The organism is Anaeromyxobacter sp. SG64 (assembly GCF_022690745.1).
GTDB classification, from domain to species: domain Bacteria; phylum Myxococcota; class Myxococcia; order Myxococcales; family Anaeromyxobacteraceae; genus Anaeromyxobacter; species Anaeromyxobacter soli.
The window spans coordinates 56,581-73,925 of record NZ_JALCZB010000008.1 but is presented as its reverse complement, the minus strand read 5'-3'; the positions used below and the strand labels follow the sequence as shown (position 1 = coordinate 73,925).

Below are 17,345 nucleotides of genomic sequence, written 5' to 3'. Positions count from 1 at the left end.
GGGCCGTCAACGTGTGTTAGGATCGCCCGCCCAATTGCGCTGGGGGCGCTCATGGCAGGCCTCGGCCTCGGTCCACCCGACTTCGGGATGTTCGAGATCGACGATCCCGACGCGCGGTCCGCCGCGCTCACGGGAAAGCTTCAGCCGAAGCTCGTCGAGCTCGGGAACCACTGCCTCTCCGGCCTGTCCCGCGTCGCCGGCCGGGAGCTCTTCGTCCACGCCGGCAAGATCGTCCACCGCCGGGGCGTCGCCCCCGACGAGGCGCTCGTCACGTTCTGCGAGAGCCCGAAGGGCTACCGCGGGATCCCCTACCTCGCGGTGGTCGCGACGCGCGAGCACCTGCACGCGCGCGTGGGCGTGAAGGGGGACTCCCCGTCGCGCGCCGCGCTGCAGGCCGCCCTCGCGCGCGAGGCGCCGAACCTCGCGCGGAAGGGCAAGCCGTTCCGCAAGCTCCGCAGCTTCCGGGACTGGAACTACGAGGAGCTCCCCGAGCTCGCGCCCGCGCACACCGCGGCCTTCTGGCTGGAGCTCGCGGAGGACCTCGCCCCCGGCGCGGTGGGGCTCGACGTCGGGATCGCGTGGACGAGCGAGGAGGCGCGGAGCCTGTCGCTCGGCGATCTCCTCGGCGTGTTCCGCGACCTCGCGCCCGTGTTCAAGCTGCTCGCGAACGCGAGCGTGAGCAGCCCGATCACCGGCGGTGAGGCGCAGCCCGCCTGAGCAGGCCTGCGCGTTCCCGGGCCCGCCGCTACGCGGCGGTTCCGCCGGCGGGCTCGCTCCCCTCGCCCTTCCCCTTGGCGCTCTCGGCGAGGCGGCGCTCCTCCCGCGCGGCCTGCCGCACCGCCTCGACGAGCTCGTCGTGCTCCTTGCGGAGCGTGTCGTGGCGGCGGCGCAGCTCGGTGTAGCGGTCGGCCGCGAGCTCGAGCTCGCCCTTCTGCACCATGTAGACCCGCTTCTCGGTCTCGAGCCGCCCGCGGATGGCCTTGAGATCTCGCTCCAGCTCGGCGACCCGCTTGCGCGCCTCCGCGAGCTTCGACTCGGCCTTGTCGGCGCGATCCTTCTCGGCGGCGAGGCGGCCGTCGTCCACGGCGGGAGCCGCGGCGGGCACCGCGACCGGGGCCGGCGCGGGGGTCGGGGCGCGAGGCGCCTCGACCGGGCGGCTCCGCGCGCGCTCGAGCTGGGCCGCAGCCTTCTGCAGCTCGCCCTCCACCGCGCGGGCCCGCTCCGCCTGGTGCGCCGCCTCGGCGCGCGCCTCCGCGAGCCGCGCCCCGAGCTTGTCGATCTCCTCGCGCAGCGCCGGCGCGCCGCCCGCGCGCCGCGCGGCCTCCGCCTGCTCGAAGGCCTTCTTCTTCGCGCGCTCGAGATCGCCCCGCAGCGCCGAGGCCTCCTCGCGCGTCTTCTTCGCCTCCGCGCGCGCGTCCTGGGCCGCCTTGCGCGCCGCCTCGGCGTCCGCCTCGAGCTTCGCGCGGTCGCCGGTGCGCGCGGCGAGCTCGGCGCGCGCACCGCGGGCAGAGAGGAAGAAGGCGACGGCTGCGAGGACGCCGACGAGGGCGAGGAAGGCGAAGAGTCCGGTCATGGCGGATGTGCTCCGGTGGAGGACCACCGTAACTAACAGACCTTCCAGCCTCTTGGAAGGAACGCGGCGGGCGTGCGCTCGGCCGCCGCGCTCCGCTCCGCGGGAGGTTAGGAACGATTCGGCGGGGCCGCGCCTTTCGGACGCGCTAGGATCCCCGCCCCTCGAATGCGCCGCGTCGCCACCCGCATCTTCCTCACCTTCGCCGTGGCCCTCGCCGCCTTCGGCGCCGTCGCCGCGTTCGCCATCGTCCGGCTGCACGACGCCCGCCGCGACCTCCGCCTCCTCTCGACGGGCTACCAGCCGCTCACCCGCATCGCGGCGCAGCTCGAGACGAAGGACTGGGTCGCGGCCCGGGCGCTGGAGGCGCGGGCCCTCGATCGCGCCGCGCGCCAGGCGTACCTCCCGGTGGCGCGCGCGCACTTCCCGGCCCTCGTCCGGGAGAAGATCGAGGAGGCGAACCGCGTCATCGCCGACGCCCGGCTCCTCGCCCGCGACGAGGACGCGCGCTTCCTCGACGACGTGCAGGGGCGGCTCGCCGCGCTCGGCACCCGCTGGTCGGAGTACGACGCCAAGGCGCGCGCGCTCTTCGACGCGCTCGAGGCCGGCGAGGGGCAGGATCCGCGGACGGCCGCCGCCTTCGAGGCGCACGCGCAGGAGGTCCGCCAGCTCGAGAAGGGGCTCTCGCTCGACGTGAAGCTCCTCCAGGTCGCGCTGGAGAGCCAGACCGCCGATCGTGTCCGGGCGGCCGAGCGGGCGGAGGGCCGGACGGTGGCGCTCATCGTCCTCTACTCGCTCGGCGCGCTCGCGATCGGCGTGGGCGCCGCCCTGCTCTCGCAGCGGCTCCTCGCGCCCATCCAGACGCTCACCGAGGGGGTGAAGGCCGTCGCCGCGGGCGATCTCACGCGCATGGTCGACGTGAGGAGCGACGACGAGATCGGCCTGCTCGCCGGCGAGTTCAACGCCATGGCGGCCTCGCTCGGGCGGCAGCGCGACGAGCTCCGGCGGGCGGAGCGGCTCGCCGCGGTCGGCCGCATCTCCGCCCAGATCACGCACGAGATCCGCAACCCGCTGAACGCGATCGGCCTCAACGCCGAGCTCCTCGCCGAGGAGCTCGCGGAGCTGTCCGCTCCCCGCGAGGCGACGCAGCTCGTGGCGGCCATCTCGCGCGAGGTCGATCGCCTGAACGGCGTGGCCGAGGAGTACCTGCGGTTCGCGCGGCTGCCGAAGCCTGCGCTCGAGCGCCAGGACCTGAACGAGCTCCTCGCTGGCCTGCTCGACTTCCTCGCCCCGGAGCTCGCGGCCGCCCGGATCGAGCTCCATCGCGAGCTCGAGCCGGGGCTGCCCACCGTGCAGGCGGACGAGGGCCAGCTCCGCGCCGTGTTCCTCAACCTGCTCCGCAACAGCCGGGAGGCCATGCCCTCGGGCGGGATCGTGACGGTGCGCACCCGCCGCGCGGGGGAAGCGATCGAGGCCGAGGTCGCCGATACGGGCGGGGGGATCCCCCCAGGGGATCTGACGCGCATCTTCGAGGCCTTTTACTCGACGAAGGAGCGCGGCACCGGTCTCGGTCTCGCCTTCACCCGGCAGGTGGTAGAGGAGCACGGAGGCTCGATCCGCTGCGACAGCGCGGTCGGTCGAGGGACGACGTTCGCCGTCCGCCTGCCGGCGGCGGCGGACGAGCAGACTGCAACACCCACGGAGGTCGTGAGTACGAGATGAGGCAGCCGAGGCACGAGATCCGGCGGAAGCGCCGCAAGCTCCTTCCGCAGAAGGCCGGCGCGATGATCCGCGCCGGCGATCCCCGCCAGCGCGTCGCGGCGCGTCCGAGGCCCCCGCGCGAGAACTGGGGGGAGGTGCATCGCTCCGTGCTGTCGAACGGGCTGCGCGTGCTCACGGCGCGCGCGCCGGGCCTCCACTCGGCCATGATCGCGCTCTACGTGCGCGCCGGCTCGAGACACGAGACCGCCGCGCGGAACGGGGTCTCGCACTTCCTCGAGCACCTGTTCTTCCGAGGCTCGGTGGCCTGGCCGGACACGGTCGCGATGAACGCGGCGGTGGAGAGCGCCGGCGGGAGCCTGAACGGCATCACCGCGCGCGACCACGGCTGCTATTACACGCCCATCCACCCGGACGAGGTCGGAACCGGGCTCGCCATCCTCGGCGACCTCATCCGCCGGCCGCTCCTCAAGGAGATGGACGTCGAGCGCGAGGTGATCCTGGAGGAGATCCTCGACGAGGTGGACGCCGACGGCCGCGACATCGACCCGGACAACCTCTCGAAGCGCATCGTCTTCGGCGATCACCCGCTCGGCTACAAGATCGCGGGGACGCCGGAGATCGTGCGGCGCCTCTCGCGGCGCGACGTGCGGGCGCACCACGAGCGCTTCTACAGCGGGGCGAACCTCGTCCTGGCGGTGGCGGGTCCCGTGCGGGCGAGCGACGTGGAGGAGCTCGCCGAGGAGCACCTCGGACGCCTGCCCCGCGGCAAGGCCAGCACCGACCTCGCGCCGCCGCCCTGGCCGGGCGGGCCGCGCCTCGAGCTCGTGGACCACGACGACGCCCAGGCGGAGTTCTCGGTCTCGTTCCCCTGCCCTCCGGAGCGCCACGCCGACTACCCGGTCCACCTCTGCATCCGGCGCATCCTCGACGACGGGCTCTCCTCCCGGCTGCCGTTCGAGATCGTCGAGCGGCGCGGCCTCGCCTACTCGCTGCACGCCGGGATCGACACGTTCGCCGACGCGGGCATGACGGTCGTGGACGGCGCGTGCGCCCCGCGCAAGCTCCCGCGCGTGCTGGAGGAGGTCCTGCGGGTCCTCGGCCAGCTCGCCGAGCAGCCCATGCCGGAGGAGGAGCTGCTGCGCGTCCAGCGGCGCCACCGCATGACCCTCGCCTTCTCGCTCGACAGCGCGGCCGACCTCGCCGGCTGGTACGGCGCGGGCGAGGTGCTCTCCGCGCCCGAGAGCTTCGAGGAGCGCTGCCGCCGCGTCGAGCGCGTCACCCCCGCCGACGTGCAGCGCGTCGCGGCCGAGACGTTCCGGCGCCGGAACCTCGTCGCGGTGGTCGTCGGCCCCTCCGGCCGTCGCGACCGCGCCAGCCTGTCGCGGCTGGTCGCGACCACGACAGCCATCCCCACTTAGAGTGTGGGCGAAGGCGCGCACGCCGCTCCTCTCGGGGCGGTCGTGATGTCCGTCAACCGTGGGCGTGTCAGCGGGCTCCAGGGCTCGTACCCTCCGTCAGAGGACCGCGCGACCATGGCGCGGGAGGGGAGATTCCATGGCGCTCCGCTGGACGTCGGCCCTGTCGCTTGGCGTGGCCGAACTGGACGCGCAGCACGAGGAGCTGTTCCGCCGCTTCGACCGGCTCCTCGACGCCATGCTCCGGCGCGACCGCAGCGAGGCGACGAGCCTCATCGGCTTCCTCCAGCACTACACCCGCGATCACTTCGCCGCGGAGGAGCGGCTCATGCGCGAGGTGGCGTACCCCGACGCCGCCCTCCACGCCGCCGAGCACCTCGCCTTCGGCGCCGAGATCGACGCGCTCTCGAACCTGTTCGCGGTGGAGGGTGCGAGCGCGCGGCTCGTGCTCCGGCTGGAGCGCGAGGTGACCGGCTGGCTGCAGGATCACGTCTACTCGACCGACCATGCGCTCGCCCGCTTTCTGCTCGCGCGGGCGGCCGGGCCCACGCCCGTCACCGGGAGCCCGGCGCGCCAGCGGCGCGCCTCGGAGGCGTGATCCCGTGGCCCGCCGCCGGGACGGGTGCTAACGTCCTGGGCTCCCATGGCGGACTTCGTCACGCGCGCGGTCGAGCGACTCCGGCAGGACCCCGGCTTCAGCCGGAACCGCTACTTCCACGCGCTCTCCTCGCCCGAGGGAAAGCGGGCCCTGCGCATCCACCGCCACCTGCGCTCGCTCGAGCGGGATCTGTCGGCGGGCGCGGCCGCGACCGTGGCGCACGACGCGGAGCGGGTGCGCCTCGTCCTGCGCGGGAAGCGCTCGTCCCGCACAGCCTGGCTCACGCGCGCGGAGTTCCGGCTCCTGTGCACGAGCCCGATCGTCCGCGCCGCGCTCGGCGACCCCGACCTTCCCTAGCGACCCTGCAGCTCGAGCTCGCCCGTGAGGTAGGGCGCGACGCGCCCGGCGAGCACCACCGCGTCCTCGCGGTCCTCGCATTCGACGACGCCGCCGCGGCGCGACACCTGATGCGCGAGCAGCCGGCGGCGCCCCAGGCGCCCGGCCCAGTAGGGCGCGAGGGTGCAGTGCGCCGAGCCGGTCACCGGGTCCTCGGGGATGCCGGCCTGGGGCGTGAAGTAGCGCGAGACGAAGTCGGCGCCGCGGCTCCCCGGCGCCGTGATCGCGAGCCCCGCCGCGTCGAGCGCCGCGACCGCCGCGAGGTCGGGCGCCGCGGCGCGCACCGCCTCCTCGCTCTCGAGGACCGCGACGAGATCGCGCGCGAGGAGCGTCGCGAGCGGGCGGCGGCCGAGCGCGCGGAGGAGCGGCTCCGGCGGCTCGACGGGCCTCGCGGGACGGCGCGGGAACGTCATGACGAGGCGCTCGCCCTCGCCTCGCGCGACGGCGAGCGGGCCGCTCTGCGAGCGGAACGTCACCGCCGCGCGGCCGGGCTCGAGCCGGGAGAGCACGACGAAGCCGGCGGCGAGCGTCGCGTGGCCGCAGAGGTCCACCTCGACCGTCGGCGTGAACCAGCGGATGGCGTACCCGTCGCCCTCGCGCACCAGGAACGCGGTCTCGGAGAGCGCGTTCTCGGCGGCGATCGCGCGGAGCGTGTCGTCCGGGAGCCAGCCGTCGAGGACGCACACGGCGGCCGGGTTCCCGGCGAACACGCGCTCGGCGAACGCGTCCACCTGCCAGATCGGGATCCGCACCTGGAGCTCCTCCCGCGCCCGCTCAGTACATCGCGGCGCGCGCGCCCGCGCCGGCGAGGAGCGCGCGCAGCCCCTCCGCGGCGTCGCTCCCCTCGAAGGCGAATCCGCCCGGCGCCTGGCGGAGCGACTCCGGCACCGCCGCCTCGGATGGCCCGCAGACGACCACGGGGAGGCGGAGCACGTTCGCGAGCTCGGCGAGGAGCGGCGCGTCGTCGTCGGCGGGGAGCAGGACGAGCGCGCCGACGGCGCCCGCCGCGAAGGGCCGCCAGAGCGGCCGCTGCGCGCGCTCGCCGGGGAGCTCGGTCAGGTCGAGGCGTACGCCCTCGCCGAGCGTGACGCGCCCGAGCGTGCCGAAGCCGGCGGGGGCCTCGACCTCCGCGTGGAAGCCGGGGACGGTCTGGAAGCGCTGGAGCGCCGCGCGGCGCGCGAGCGGGCCGCCGCCGGCGAGGACGACCTTGCCCACCGCCTGCGCGCCGGAGGAGCGGCCGCGCGCGATGCGCGCCCGCAGCGCGTGGAGCTCGGCCGGGCCGAGCAGCGGCGTGACCTCCGCGGGGGCCGGTCCGGCGAGGCGGCGCGCGTAGCCGCGCTCGAGGAGCGCGACGAGCGCGCGGACGGTCTCGAGGTCGGAGGCGCGGCAGCGGTCCACCACGTCCTGGAAGCGGCGCGGCCCGGCGAGGAGCGCGACCACCTCCTCGGTGACCGGGTGCAGGCCGGCGGGGATCTCGCTCGGGTGGACGGCGAGCTCGACGAGATCGCCGGGCGGCGGGAGCGCCGGCAGGAGCCGCGCGAGCTCGTCGGCCTGGCGCAGCCCCTCGAGGACCAGCTCCTCGACGCGCCGGTCGATCCGCTGCGGCCCGGCGAGCGCGCCCGGCACGAACGCGAACTGCCCCTCGCGCCGGGTGAGGAGCCGCCACAGCGCCTTCTCGCCCACCGCCGCGCCCATCGCGGCGTCCACGACGCGCCCATCGGAGAGCGCGATCTCGGCGCGCTCTCCCTCGCGCTCCACGGTGAGCCGGCCGGTCTTGCGGTTCCCGGCGAGGATCTGGAGGAGGTCGGCGATGGGGATCTGCGCGAGGTTCCCCTCGATCTCGCGGGTCTCGCCGGAGACCGCGCGGGCGGCGTCGACGCGGCGGAAGATCTGCTCGATGCGGGCGAGGACCTCGTCGAGGTTGAACGGCTTGCGCAGGAACGTGCCGAGGCGCGCGCGCTCCGGATCGACGTTCTCGCCGGTGAGGACGACGGGGATCCGCTCGGTGCGCGGGTTCGTGCGGAGGATGCGCACGAAGGTACGCGGGTCGAGGAGCCCCGCGCGCTCGTCGAGGAGGACGAGGTCGGGGAAGCGGAGGATCGCGATCTGCAGCGCCCGCGAGGCGTCGCGGGCGGCGTGGACCTGGTAGCCGCGCTGGCGCAGCGCCGGGGCGAGGGCGCGCACCGTCGCGGCGTCGGGGTCTGCGATGAGGATCTTGCGACCGGGGGCCATCTCGCCTCGCTAGAGGGGCTGCAGGTCGTAGAGGTGCTGGAGCTTCGCGACGAGCGCGTCCACGAGCGGCGCGTCGGAGGTGTGGAACACCCGGCCCCCGGGGCCGGCGAGGAGCGCGTAGGCGGAGTGCTCGGAGAGGAAGAGCACGAAGGCGTGATCGGCGAAGCGCTTGTCGCCGTCGAGGTAGACCTCGGTGACGAGCGGGTGCACGACCGGCGCCGCGTCGCGGCCGCGGGGGCCGAGCAGGTACACCCGCGCGGACGGATCCCCGGCGCGCGCGGCGGCGTCGCCGGGCGGGAGCGCCTGCACGAGCGCCGCGAGCCCGCGCCCGCCCTGCCCGCCGACGTACAGCATCCCCCGCGCCCGCGGGTCGCGCGCGATCTCGCGGGCGGCCTCGCGCTGGGCGGCGGCGAGAAGGTCGCCCTCGACGCGCGCCCGCGCGGAGGGCGAGCTCTCCGGGATGGGGCCCGCGCCGGAGAGCAGCAGGTCCGAGAGCTCCCAGAACGCGGCCGGGTCGAGGTCGTCGAGGTGCAGGCGGCGGACGAGCGAGCCGCGCTGCTCCAGGATGCGCCCGCGCGCCCAGTGGAGCAGCTCGTCGAAGTCCTCCCCGTCCTTCGGGAACGTCGCGGCGCCCATGGAGAGGAGCACCGGGCAGCGCTCCTCGACGCGCTGGATCGCGTCCTCGCGCCGGACCTCCTCGACCGCGCGGCGCAGGAACATGAGCGCGCCGAAGTGGTCGGTCTCGGGGAGGAGCACGTAGTACTCGCTCTCCGAGACCTTCGCGAGGATGTCGGCGTCCCGTCCCACGCGCGCCACCGCCGCGACGAGGTCGCGCACCGCGCGGCGGTACGGCTCGCGCCCCGCCTCCTTCCGCATCTGCTCGGCGTTGTCGAGGGAGAGGACCACGAGCGAGAAGGACCGCGCGTAGCGGCGGGCCTTGTAGAACTCCTTGCCCGCGTAGTCCACGAAGTAGGCGAGGTTGTAGGCGCCGGTCTCGCGGTCGCGCAGGCCCACCCGCTCCACCGCCTGGAAGCGACGCGCGTTCTTCACCGCGATGGCGGTGAAGTCGGCGATGGTCGCGGCGGCCTGGTGCTCCTCGGCGCCGAAGGGGCCGGCGGCGCGATCGGAGAGGAGCGCCACGCCGACCGGCTCGTCGTCCGCGACGAGCGGCACGAGCATGGCCTCGCCCGCGCCGGCGAAGGGCGCCTCGAACGGCGCGCCGCCGCGCAGCGGCTCCGCCCACTCGGCGCCGGCGGGGTCGATCCGCGCCGGCAGCGCCGCGCGATCCACCACGCCGCGGTAGGCGCGGAGCAGGAGCTCGCCGCGCTCGCCGGCGGTCCAGAGCGCCGCGCCCTGCGCGTCGGTGACGCGTGCGAGCACGGAGAGCGCCAGGTCCTGGAGCCGCTCGCCGTCGAGCGTCGAGAGGATCTGCAGCCCCTGCCGGTAGAGCGCCTGGGCGCGGGTGAGGTCGAGGTTCTCGGAGACGAGCTGCGAGTGCTCGCGCCGGAGCTGCACGCGGCCGAGCGCGCGCTCCGCGACGGCGACGAGCTCCTCGGGCTCGACCGGCTTCGTGAGGAAGTCCGCGCAGCCGGCCTTCATGGCCTCGACCGCCATCCGCACGTCCTCGCGCCCGGTCACCGCCACCGCCTCGAGCTCGGGGTCGCGCCGCTTCGCCTCGCGCACGAGGGCGACGCCGTCCATGCCCGGCATGACGATGTCGGTGACCACGAGCTCGAAGCGCTCCTCGGCGAGGAGCGCCAGCGCCTCCTCGGCGGAGGAGGCCGTGCGCGTGGCGTGCCCGGCGTTCGCGAGCGCGCGGCCGAACAGCTCGAGGAAGAGCCGCTCGTCGTCGACGACGAGGATCCTGCCGGTCGCCATCCCTAGAGGTCCGCCTCGCCGGCGAACACCCGCGCGGCCGGGCCGCGCATCGTCACGCGCGTGAGGTCCTCGCCGACGGTGATCTCGAGGGTGCCGCCCGGGAGCCGCACCTCCACCGGGGTCCGGACCGGCGCCGCGCCCGCGCGCACCGCGGCCACCGCCGCGGCGCAGGCGCCCGTCCCGCACGCGTCGGTGAGCCCCGCCCCCCGCTCCCACACCACGAGGTCGATCCCGCCCCCGTGGCCCGGCCGCGCGAAGCCGACGTTCACGCCGCCCGCCACGGCCCGCTCGATCGCGGGCCCGATGGCGGCCGCGCGCTCGCGGGTGGGGACGTCGAAGAGGACGGCGTGCGGGTTCCCCATCGAGACGCGCGCGGCGCGGAGGGTCTCGCCCTCCACCCGGAACTCCTCGTCCCCGAGGACCCGCGCCGGCCCCATCTCGACCGAGACGCTGGACGGGACGCCGGCCGCGTCGCGGTGCACGGCGCAGCGCTTCGGGCCGGAGTCGGTGTCGATGACCAGCTCGCCCGAGAGGCCGCGCGTCTCGGCGAGGTGCCGGGCGACGCAGCGGATCCCGTTCCCGCACATGGCCGCCACCGAGCCGTCGGAGTTGAAGATGTGCATCGTGGCGGCGGCGCCGGGCGTCCGGGGAGGCAGGACGGTCAAGACGCCGTCGGCGCCGATGCCGCGGCGCCGGTCGCAGAGGCGCCGGGCGCGGTCGGGGTCCATCAGGGGCCCGTCCACGACGATGAAGTCGTTCCCGAGCCCGTGGTACTTCACGAAGGAGAGCGGCACGAGGCGCATCATAGCTCGCCTGCCGCTCCGCGCCTCCCCCGTGCCCGGCCCAACGCGCGCCTACCTGCCCGATCTCCTGCTCGCCGGCGGCGAGCTGCGCGCCGGCGCGGCGCTCTCCGTCCGGGACGGGGCGGTCGTGGCCGTCGGCGAGCCGCCGCCGGGCGCCGAGCAGGTCCCGCTCCCGCGCCGGCTCCTCCTCCCCGGCCTCGTCTCCGCCCACGGCCACTCCTTCCAGCGGGCAATCCGCGGGCGGACCGAGCGGCGCGGCGCGGGCCGCGAGGACTTCTGGAGCTGGCGCGCCGCCATGTACGCCGCCGCGAACCGGCTCGGCCCGGACGACCTCGAGGCGGTCGCGCGGATGGCGTTCCACGAGCTCGCGCGCGCCGGGGTCACCGCGGTGGGCGAGTTCCACTACCTGCACCGCGACCCGCACGGCCGCCCGTACGCCGAGCCCGCCGAGCTCGCCCTGCGGGTCGTGCGGGCGGCCCGCGACGTCGGGCTCCGGGTCGTGCTCCTGCGCGCCGCCTACGCGCGCGCCGGCCACGACCTCCCGGCCGATCCGCTCCAGCGCCGCTTCGTCGAGCCGAGCGTGGACGCCTACCTCGCCGGGCTCGACGAGCTCGCCTCGGAGCTCCAGGGCGATCCCCTCGCCACCGTCGGCGTCGCGCCCCACAGCGTCCGCGCCTGCCCCGAGCCGTGGCTCGCGGCGCTCGCCGCCGAGGCGCGGCGGCGGCGGCTCCCGCTCCACGTGCACGCCGCCGAGCAACCGGCGGAGGTCCTCGCCTGCCGCGCCGAGCACGGCCTCTCTCCGATCGCCCTCCTCGCCCGCGCCGGCGCGCTCCACCCGGGCGCGACGCTCGTGCACGCCATCCACCTCGACGACGACGACGTGCGCGCCATCGGCGCCGCGGGCGCGACGGTGTGCGCGTGCCCGCTCACCGAGCGGAACCTGGGCGACGGGGTCGTCCCCGCCGACCGGCTCGTCGCGGCGGGCGCGCGGCTCGCGCTCGGTGCGGACTCGCTCGCGGAGATCGACCTGCTCGGCGAGGCGCGCGCGCTCGAGCTGCAGCTCCGGCTCGTGCGCGGGGAGCGCAACGTGCTCGACGAGCCCGCGGGGACGCTCGCGGCGCGGCTCCTCGGCGCCGCCACCACGGGTGGCATGCGCGCGCTCGGGCTCCGCGGCGGGACGCTCGCGCCGGGCGAGCCGGCCGACTTCGTGGCGGTCGATCTCGACGACCCGTCCATCGCCGGCGCGGCGCCCGAGGCGCTCCTCCCCACGGTGGTCTTCGCGCTCGCGCGGACGGCGATCCGGGAGGTGCACGTCGCGGGCGAGGCGGTGATCACGGCCGGCGACGCGGCTCCCGGGAGGGTGCCCGCCGCGCGGATCCTCGCGGATTTCCGCGCGGCGATGGGCCGGCTGTGGGGCGCCGGCTGACGCGGTGACGAGAAGCCGGCGCGCCGGCCGCAGGTCGTCTAGGCTCCTCGCCATGGATCTCGTCCCGCTCCTCCGCTCCCTCATCGCGATCGACTCGACCTCCACGCGGTCGAACCTGCCCATGCTCGACCTGCTCGAGCGCGAGGCGCGCGCGCTCGGCTTCGAGACGCGCCGCCAGGCCTGGGTGGACGCGAACGGCGTCGAGAAGGGCAACCTCGTCTGCCGGCGCGGGCCGGCCGCGGGCGGCGGCCTCGCGCTCGTCGGTCACTCGGACTGCGTGCCGTTCGACCCGACCTGGGGCGAGGCGCTCCTCGGCGAGGAGCGCGACGGGCGGATCTACGGGCGGGGGGCGGCGGACACGAAGGGCTTCCTCGCCGCGGCGCTCGTCGCCGCCTCGCGCGCGGCGCCGGGGCGGCACCCGCTCTCCCTCCTCTTCACGGCCGACGAGGAGATCGGCTGCCTGGGCGCGAAGCGCCTCCTCGCCGAGGGCCGGGTGCACCCGCGCCACGCGATCGTGGGCGAGCCCACCTCGCTCACGCCGGTGCGCGCGCACAAGGGCTACTGCGCGGTGGAGGTGGTGCTCACCGGGGTGGAGGGGCACAGCGCCTACCCGGAGGTCGGCGCCTCCGCCATCCACGCCGCCGGGCGGCTCTTCCCCGAGCTCGAGAAGATCGGCGAGGCGCTGCGCGCCGAGGCGGACGGCGCGTTCTCGCCGCCGCACACCACCTGGAACGTCGGCGTCATCCAGGGCGGCAAGGCGCGGAACATCATCGCGGGCGAATGCCGCTTCACCTACGAGTGGCGGCCGATCCCGGGGCAGGATCCGCGCAAGGCGCTGCGCCTCGTCGAGGACGCCTGCGCGCGGCTCGCGCGGTCGAACGGCGGCAAGGTGCAGATCGAGGTGACGCCGCTCCGCACCGACGCCGCCGCGGTCACTCCCGCGGAGGCCGAGATCGTGCGCTTCCTGGAGGCGGAGAGCGGGAACCGGCCGACGACGGTGCCGTTCGGCACCGAGCTGCCCGAGGTGATCGGGCTCGGCGCCGAGGCGTGCGTCTTCGGCCCGGGCGACATCCGCGTGGCGCACCGGACCGGCGAGTACGTGGAGATCGCGCAGCTCGAGCGGGCGGCGGAGATCCTGGCGCACGCGATCGAACGGTTCTGCGGGTAGGGGAGCTCGTCGCTTCATCCCACGAGGCGCGCGAGCCCGTCGCCGAGACGGGCGCAAGACGAGCGAAGCGCCGAGGCGTGCTCGGTCGTACGCCGCAGCGTGCAGCGACGCGTCCGCCCGTCGCAGGTTCGTGCGCCCGAGGCTACGGAACGACGACCGCCGCCGCCTCGAGCTCGAGCTTCGCCTTGTCGATCGCCCGCGCCACGATCTCGCGGTGCTGGCGCAGGATGGCGAGCGCGCCCTCGATGCGGGCGCGCGGCGCGCCGCCCTGGAAGGCGGACTCGATGAGCCGCTCCTCCTCGGAGTCGGCGTGGAAGGCGAGCAGCTCGTGGGCCTCCTCGCGGCGCCGGGCGAGGATCTCGAGCGCCTCCCGCTCGGCCGCCTCGCGCGCGGCCTCGAGGACCGCGGCCGGCGCGGCGCCGACCTTCGCGTCCTGCACGTCCTCGATCTCGTCCTCGAGCCGCTGGGCGCCGCCGGGCACGTGCTTGTGGACGCCCTCCAGGTCGACGAGCACCGACACCGGGGAGAGATCGAGGTAGCGCGACGCCTGGCGGGAGGCGACGCGCGCGCCGGGCGCGAGGTCTGCGCTCGAGGCGAGGCGCGGCTCGAAGCGCGCGTAGAGCCCGCCGCGGCGGGGCGCCCACTCGCGCTTCAAGGCGGCGGAGCGGCCCGCCTCGCCATCGCGGACGAGCCCGACCAGCGCCTCGACGAGCTTGTGCCCGGTCGCGAACCACTGCAGCTCGTCGCGGGCGACCGCGGTCTCGCGCCAGAACGAGCCGAGGTAGGTGACCGGCTCCTCCGGCATCTCCATCCCGGGGAGCGCCTCGATGCGCATGCCGGAGCCCAGCGTGAAGGCGACCTCGAACGGGTGGACGTTCTGGTCGGTGTCCACCTCCATGCCGATCCGCTGGCCCACGTCCGTCGCGAGGTCCTCGAGCTCCTCCTCGAGCCAGCGCGAGAGCGTGACGAGCGCCTGCTCCACGGCTTCGCCGGCGGCCTGCGCGCCGCCGATGCCCTCCGGCACCTCCTCGCCCATGCGCTCGAACGCGTTCGTGACGAGGCGCGACAGCTCGGGGATGGAGGCGGAGCGGATGTCGAGGAGCGGGTCGCCCTCGTGCTGCGCCGTGCGGGCGGCGGCGACGCGCTCGGCGAGGTCCTTCCGGAAGGCCTCGCGCGTGCGCTCGGTGCGCTTGCGGCGGAGCGCGTCGAGCTCCTCGGGGAGCGAGGCGAGCACCGCGTCGAGGCCGCCCACCGGCTCCTCGAAGATGCCGATCTCCTTCTCGTAGAGGTCGGCGAGGAACGCCTCCTCGCCCGGCTCGACCACGAGGTGGATCTCGACCGGGCGGTGCTGCCCGAGCCGGTCGAGGCGGCCGATGCGCTGCTCCAGCACGAGCGGCGACTCGGGGAGGTCGGCGCAGACGAGCTGGCTCGCGAACTGGAAGTTGCGCCCCTCGCCGCCGGACTCGCCGGAGAGGAGGACCATCGGCCCCTCGGGATCGCGGAAGCGCGCCACGAGCCGGTCGCGCCCCTCGAGCGAGGGCGCGTCGTCGTAGAGGAGGGCCTCGAGCCCGGCGCCGCCGATGCCGGCCTGCAGCTCGCGGAGCGCCTCGACGTCGTGGCCGAAGACGAGGACCTTCTCGCCGCCCTTCGCGAGCCGGGCGCAGAGCTCCACGAGCGCGGCGCGCTTCTCGCCCTCCCCGACGTCCTTGCGGCGCAGCACGCGGGCGGTGAACGCGCCGACCTTCACGCGCCGGTTGCGGATGAGGCGGGCGGAGAGGCTGTAGCGGTCGGCCAGGTGGGAGAGGAGCGTGAGGCGGTCGGCGGGCTCGTCGCGGGTGAAGACCTCGTCGCCGGGGGCGAGCTCGCGCAGCCGCGCGAGCGCGTCCTCGGGGGAGCCGCCGGCGAGGAGCTTCCGCGCGACGTCCGCGTAGGCGTCGTGCTGCTCGAGGCGGACGAGGAACTCGTCGAGCGTGGTCGAGGGGACCGGCTCGACGAGCGAGAGGAGCCGGAAGTACTCGCGCGGATCGAGGCGCACCGGCGTGGCGGTGAGGAGGAGCACGCCGTAGGAGGCGCGGCAGAGCGGCGCGACGGCGGCGTGGAGCGCGTCGTCGGCGAGGTGGTGGGCCTCGTCCACGACGAGGAGGTCGAACGGGATCTCGGCCGCGACGTCCACGAGCTCCGGGTCGTCGCGGAGCGCCTCGAACGAGACGATCGCGTGGGGCGAGCGCGCGAGCGCCGCCTCGGCGCCGCCGAGCGCGGCGATCCGCTCCGGCGTGAGCAGCGAGAAGAGCGCGTTGAACTTGTGGAACAGCTCGGCGAGCCACTGGAAGGCGAGGTGCTCGGGGACGATCACGAGCACGCGCTCGGCGATGCCGAGCTGGCGCATGCCGGCGAAGACGAGCCCTGCCTCGACGGTCTTGCCGAGGCCGACCTCGTCGGCGAGCACGAAGCGCGGCAGCCGGTCCGAGAGGATGCGGCCCGCGGCGCCGACCTGGTGCGGGAGCACGTGGACGCGCGACGAGAGCAGCGCGCCGAGCGAGTCGGCGCGGCGGAGCGCCTCGAGCCGGTTCACGCGGGTGCGGAGCGCGAACGCGGCGGCGGAGGCCTGCTCGCCGGCGGCGAGGGCGTCGAGCGGTCCACCGGCCCCCGCCTTCTCGAGCGGGGTGTCCGCCGGGACCTCGGTGAGCGCGGGGTCGCGGCCGGAGACGACCGTCACGCCCTCGCGGCCGGCGAAGCGGACCGCCAGGCGCCGCCCTTCGTCGGCGATCTGGACGATCACCCCAACGCCCCAGCCGCGCTGCGCGCGGTGGATCACCTTCGTCCCCGTTTTCCAGGCCATCCGTGGCGCCCCCGTTACCATGCGTACCCGGGCCGGTCCAGCGTGACCACCTCCCGCCGGAGCCCCGCCGCGGCGGCCCGTCCCAGGCGCGGCCACCGTTGACATGCGGGTCTGCTCAAGCTAGAAACCCGTCCGCTTTCGCGCCTTGGGCGGATAGCTCAGGGGTAGAGCGTCGCCCTTACAAGGCGAGGGTCACAGGTTCGAAGCCTGTTCCGCCCATCCAAGTGTTCGACTTGGGGTGTTAGTTAAGTCGGTTATAACGCCGGCCTGTCACGCCGGAGGCCAGGGGTTCGAGTCCCCTACACCCCGCCACCTCTCGAGGCCGGGATCCTGAACAAGGGTCCCGGCCTTGGTGTTTCTGGGCCAAGGCCTGCCCGCCGCGGCGCCGATAGCCCCTGCTTCCGTCTCGCCCCGTCAGCAGAGCTCACCGGCCGCGAGGAGCCGGCCCGGGGGCTGGCCGGTGACGGCCCTGAACTCGCGGATGAAGTGCGACTGATCGTAGTAGCCGGCCTCGTATGGCACGCTCGACAGCGTCGCTCCCCGGCGGTGGACCTCCACCGCGTGGCGCAGGCGCAGGAGCGAGGCGAGCTGCCGGGGCGACGCGCCGACGTCCCGCCGAAAGCGTTTCTCGAGGGCGTCGTGGGAGAGCCCCAGGCGCCGCGCGAGCTCGCCGACGCGCACGTGGCCGCGACGGGCCCGGATCTCCCCGATCGCGGCCTGGACGACCCCATCCGGCGGGCCCGGCCTCCAGCGCGAGACGAGGAACGCCTCCAGGACTGCGAGGCGCTCGGCAGCAGAGGTCGCCTCGGCGAGCCGCGCCGCGGCGCGCTCCACTGCGTCGCGGGGCACGAGCGCGTCCATGGGCAGCGTCTCGCCGCGGAGCTCGTGCAGGGGCACACCGAGGAACGACGCGGCTCCCCCCTCGCGGAACTTCACGAGCACCACGCCGCCCCCCGCCGACGTGCGGACGCGGCGGCTGGTCCCGTGCAGGCCGGTGACCGTGGCGTCGGGGAGACGGCGCGCCTCCGCCCCCTCGAGCAGCGCCGCCGAGCCGCCGTAGCGGAGGCCGATCACGATCCCGGGCTCGGGGAGCAGCGTGCGCGTCGCCTCCTCCCGCGCCTCGACGATCTCGAGGGCGTGGACGAACGGCGCGAGGCGCGCGCTCGGCTGGAAGGACCGCACCTGCACCCTCCCGTCTTGCCGGCGCGCGGGCCTGCGCGCAAGGCAATGAGTTCGTACAAGCCGCGCCCGAGCGAGGCTCCTAAGTCACGTGCCGCGAACGTCCACCGAGTGCTCCT

The 17,345-nt window shown here is 75.5% G+C and carries 14 protein-coding genes and 2 tRNA genes; 9 read left to right on the top strand and 7 right to left on the bottom strand.

The window, feature by feature from the left end; all coding sequences use genetic code 11:
- The first annotated feature begins 51 nt into the window (after positions 1-51).
- Positions 52-717 carry a DUF1054 family protein gene (locus MNZ29_RS04370; protein WP_242353061.1) on the top strand — a complete coding sequence of 222 codons (666 nt, stop codon included), beginning with the start codon at positions 52-54 and terminating at the stop codon, positions 715-717.
- A gap of 28 nt (positions 718-745) precedes the next feature.
- Here MNZ29_RS04370 and MNZ29_RS04365 read toward each other — a convergent pair whose 3' ends face one another.
- Positions 746-1,573, bottom strand: a complete 828-nt coding sequence (locus MNZ29_RS04365; RefSeq protein WP_242334523.1) for a hypothetical protein — start codon at positions 1,571-1,573, stop codon at positions 746-748.
- Positions 1,574-1,738: 165 nt separating this feature from the next.
- Here MNZ29_RS04365 and MNZ29_RS04360 point away from each other — a divergent pair, with 165 nt between their 5' ends.
- From MNZ29_RS04360 to MNZ29_RS04345, 4 genes are all read left to right on the top strand, one after another.
- Entirely contained in the window at positions 1,739-3,292 is a 1,554-nt protein-coding gene (locus MNZ29_RS04360) for a HAMP domain-containing sensor histidine kinase (RefSeq protein WP_242334525.1), read from the top strand.
- On the top strand, positions 3,289-4,710 hold the full coding sequence (locus MNZ29_RS04355) for a pitrilysin family protein (protein ID WP_242334528.1): 1,422 nt from the start codon (positions 3,289-3,291) through the stop codon (positions 4,708-4,710). Before MNZ29_RS04360 ends, MNZ29_RS04355 begins: the two co-directional genes overlap by 4 nt.
- Before the next feature lie 136 nt (positions 4,711-4,846).
- Positions 4,847-5,305 carry a bacteriohemerythrin gene (locus MNZ29_RS04350; RefSeq protein WP_242353059.1) on the top strand — a complete coding sequence of 153 codons (459 nt, stop codon included), beginning with the start codon at positions 4,847-4,849 and terminating at the stop codon, positions 5,303-5,305.
- A 45-nt stretch (positions 5,306-5,350) separates the two neighbouring features.
- Positions 5,351-5,662 (top strand): hypothetical protein, encoded by a 312-nt coding sequence (locus MNZ29_RS04345; RefSeq protein ID WP_242334534.1) that lies wholly within the window; start codon positions 5,351-5,353, stop codon positions 5,660-5,662.
- On the opposite strand, the gene MNZ29_RS04340 is transcribed toward MNZ29_RS04345, so the two are convergent.
- From MNZ29_RS04340 to dapF, 4 genes are read right to left on the bottom strand one after another with little or no spacing between them, the layout of a single operon-like run.
- A complete protein-coding gene (locus tag MNZ29_RS04340) occupies positions 5,659-6,453 on the bottom strand; it encodes a PhzF family phenazine biosynthesis protein (RefSeq protein WP_242353049.1) in 795 nt (264 codons plus the stop codon). The genes MNZ29_RS04345 and MNZ29_RS04340 overlap by 4 nt on opposite strands.
- Before the next feature lie 22 nt (positions 6,454-6,475).
- Positions 6,476-7,933 (bottom strand): DUF4388 domain-containing protein, encoded by a 1,458-nt coding sequence (locus tag MNZ29_RS04335; RefSeq protein WP_242353047.1) that lies wholly within the window; start codon positions 7,931-7,933, stop codon positions 6,476-6,478.
- Between the two features lie 9 nt (positions 7,934-7,942).
- Positions 7,943-9,811 (bottom strand): response regulator, encoded by a 1,869-nt coding sequence (locus MNZ29_RS04330; protein WP_242353045.1) that lies wholly within the window; start codon positions 9,809-9,811, stop codon positions 7,943-7,945.
- A 2-nt stretch (positions 9,812-9,813) separates the two neighbouring features.
- Entirely contained in the window at positions 9,814-10,614 is an 801-nt protein-coding gene (gene dapF / locus MNZ29_RS04325) for a diaminopimelate epimerase (protein WP_242353043.1), read from the bottom strand.
- A gap of 31 nt (positions 10,615-10,645) precedes the next feature.
- Between dapF and MNZ29_RS04320 the strand changes: the two genes are divergently transcribed.
- Together MNZ29_RS04320 and argE are read left to right on the top strand one after the other, a co-directional pair.
- Positions 10,646-12,040, top strand: coding sequence for a formimidoylglutamate deiminase (locus tag MNZ29_RS04320; RefSeq protein ID WP_242353041.1), 1,395 nt, complete (start codon positions 10,646-10,648; stop codon positions 12,038-12,040).
- A gap of 52 nt (positions 12,041-12,092) precedes the next feature.
- The gene (gene argE / locus MNZ29_RS04315; RefSeq protein ID WP_242353030.1) at positions 12,093-13,208 is read left to right on the top strand and encodes an acetylornithine deacetylase; all 1,116 of its coding nucleotides are present in this window, start codon (positions 12,093-12,095) and stop codon (positions 13,206-13,208) included.
- A 142-nt stretch (positions 13,209-13,350) separates the two neighbouring features.
- Here the strand turns inward: argE and MNZ29_RS04310 are convergent, their stop codons facing one another.
- Positions 13,351-16,047 (bottom strand): SNF2-related protein, encoded by a 2,697-nt coding sequence (locus tag MNZ29_RS04310; protein WP_242334554.1) that lies wholly within the window; start codon positions 16,045-16,047, stop codon positions 13,351-13,353.
- Positions 16,048-16,194: 147 nt separating this feature from the next.
- Here MNZ29_RS04310 and MNZ29_RS04305 point away from each other — a divergent pair.
- Positions 16,195-16,266, top strand: a tRNA-Val gene (locus MNZ29_RS04305).
- Positions 16,267-16,282: 16 nt separating this feature from the next.
- Positions 16,283-16,359 (top strand) — tRNA-Asp (locus tag MNZ29_RS04300).
- A 102-nt stretch (positions 16,360-16,461) separates the two neighbouring features.
- Here MNZ29_RS04300 and MNZ29_RS24840 read toward each other — a convergent pair.
- Entirely contained in the window at positions 16,462-17,235 is a 774-nt protein-coding gene (locus MNZ29_RS24840; protein ID WP_242353028.1) for an AraC family transcriptional regulator, read from the bottom strand.
- Positions 17,236-17,345: the final 110 nt, after the last annotated feature.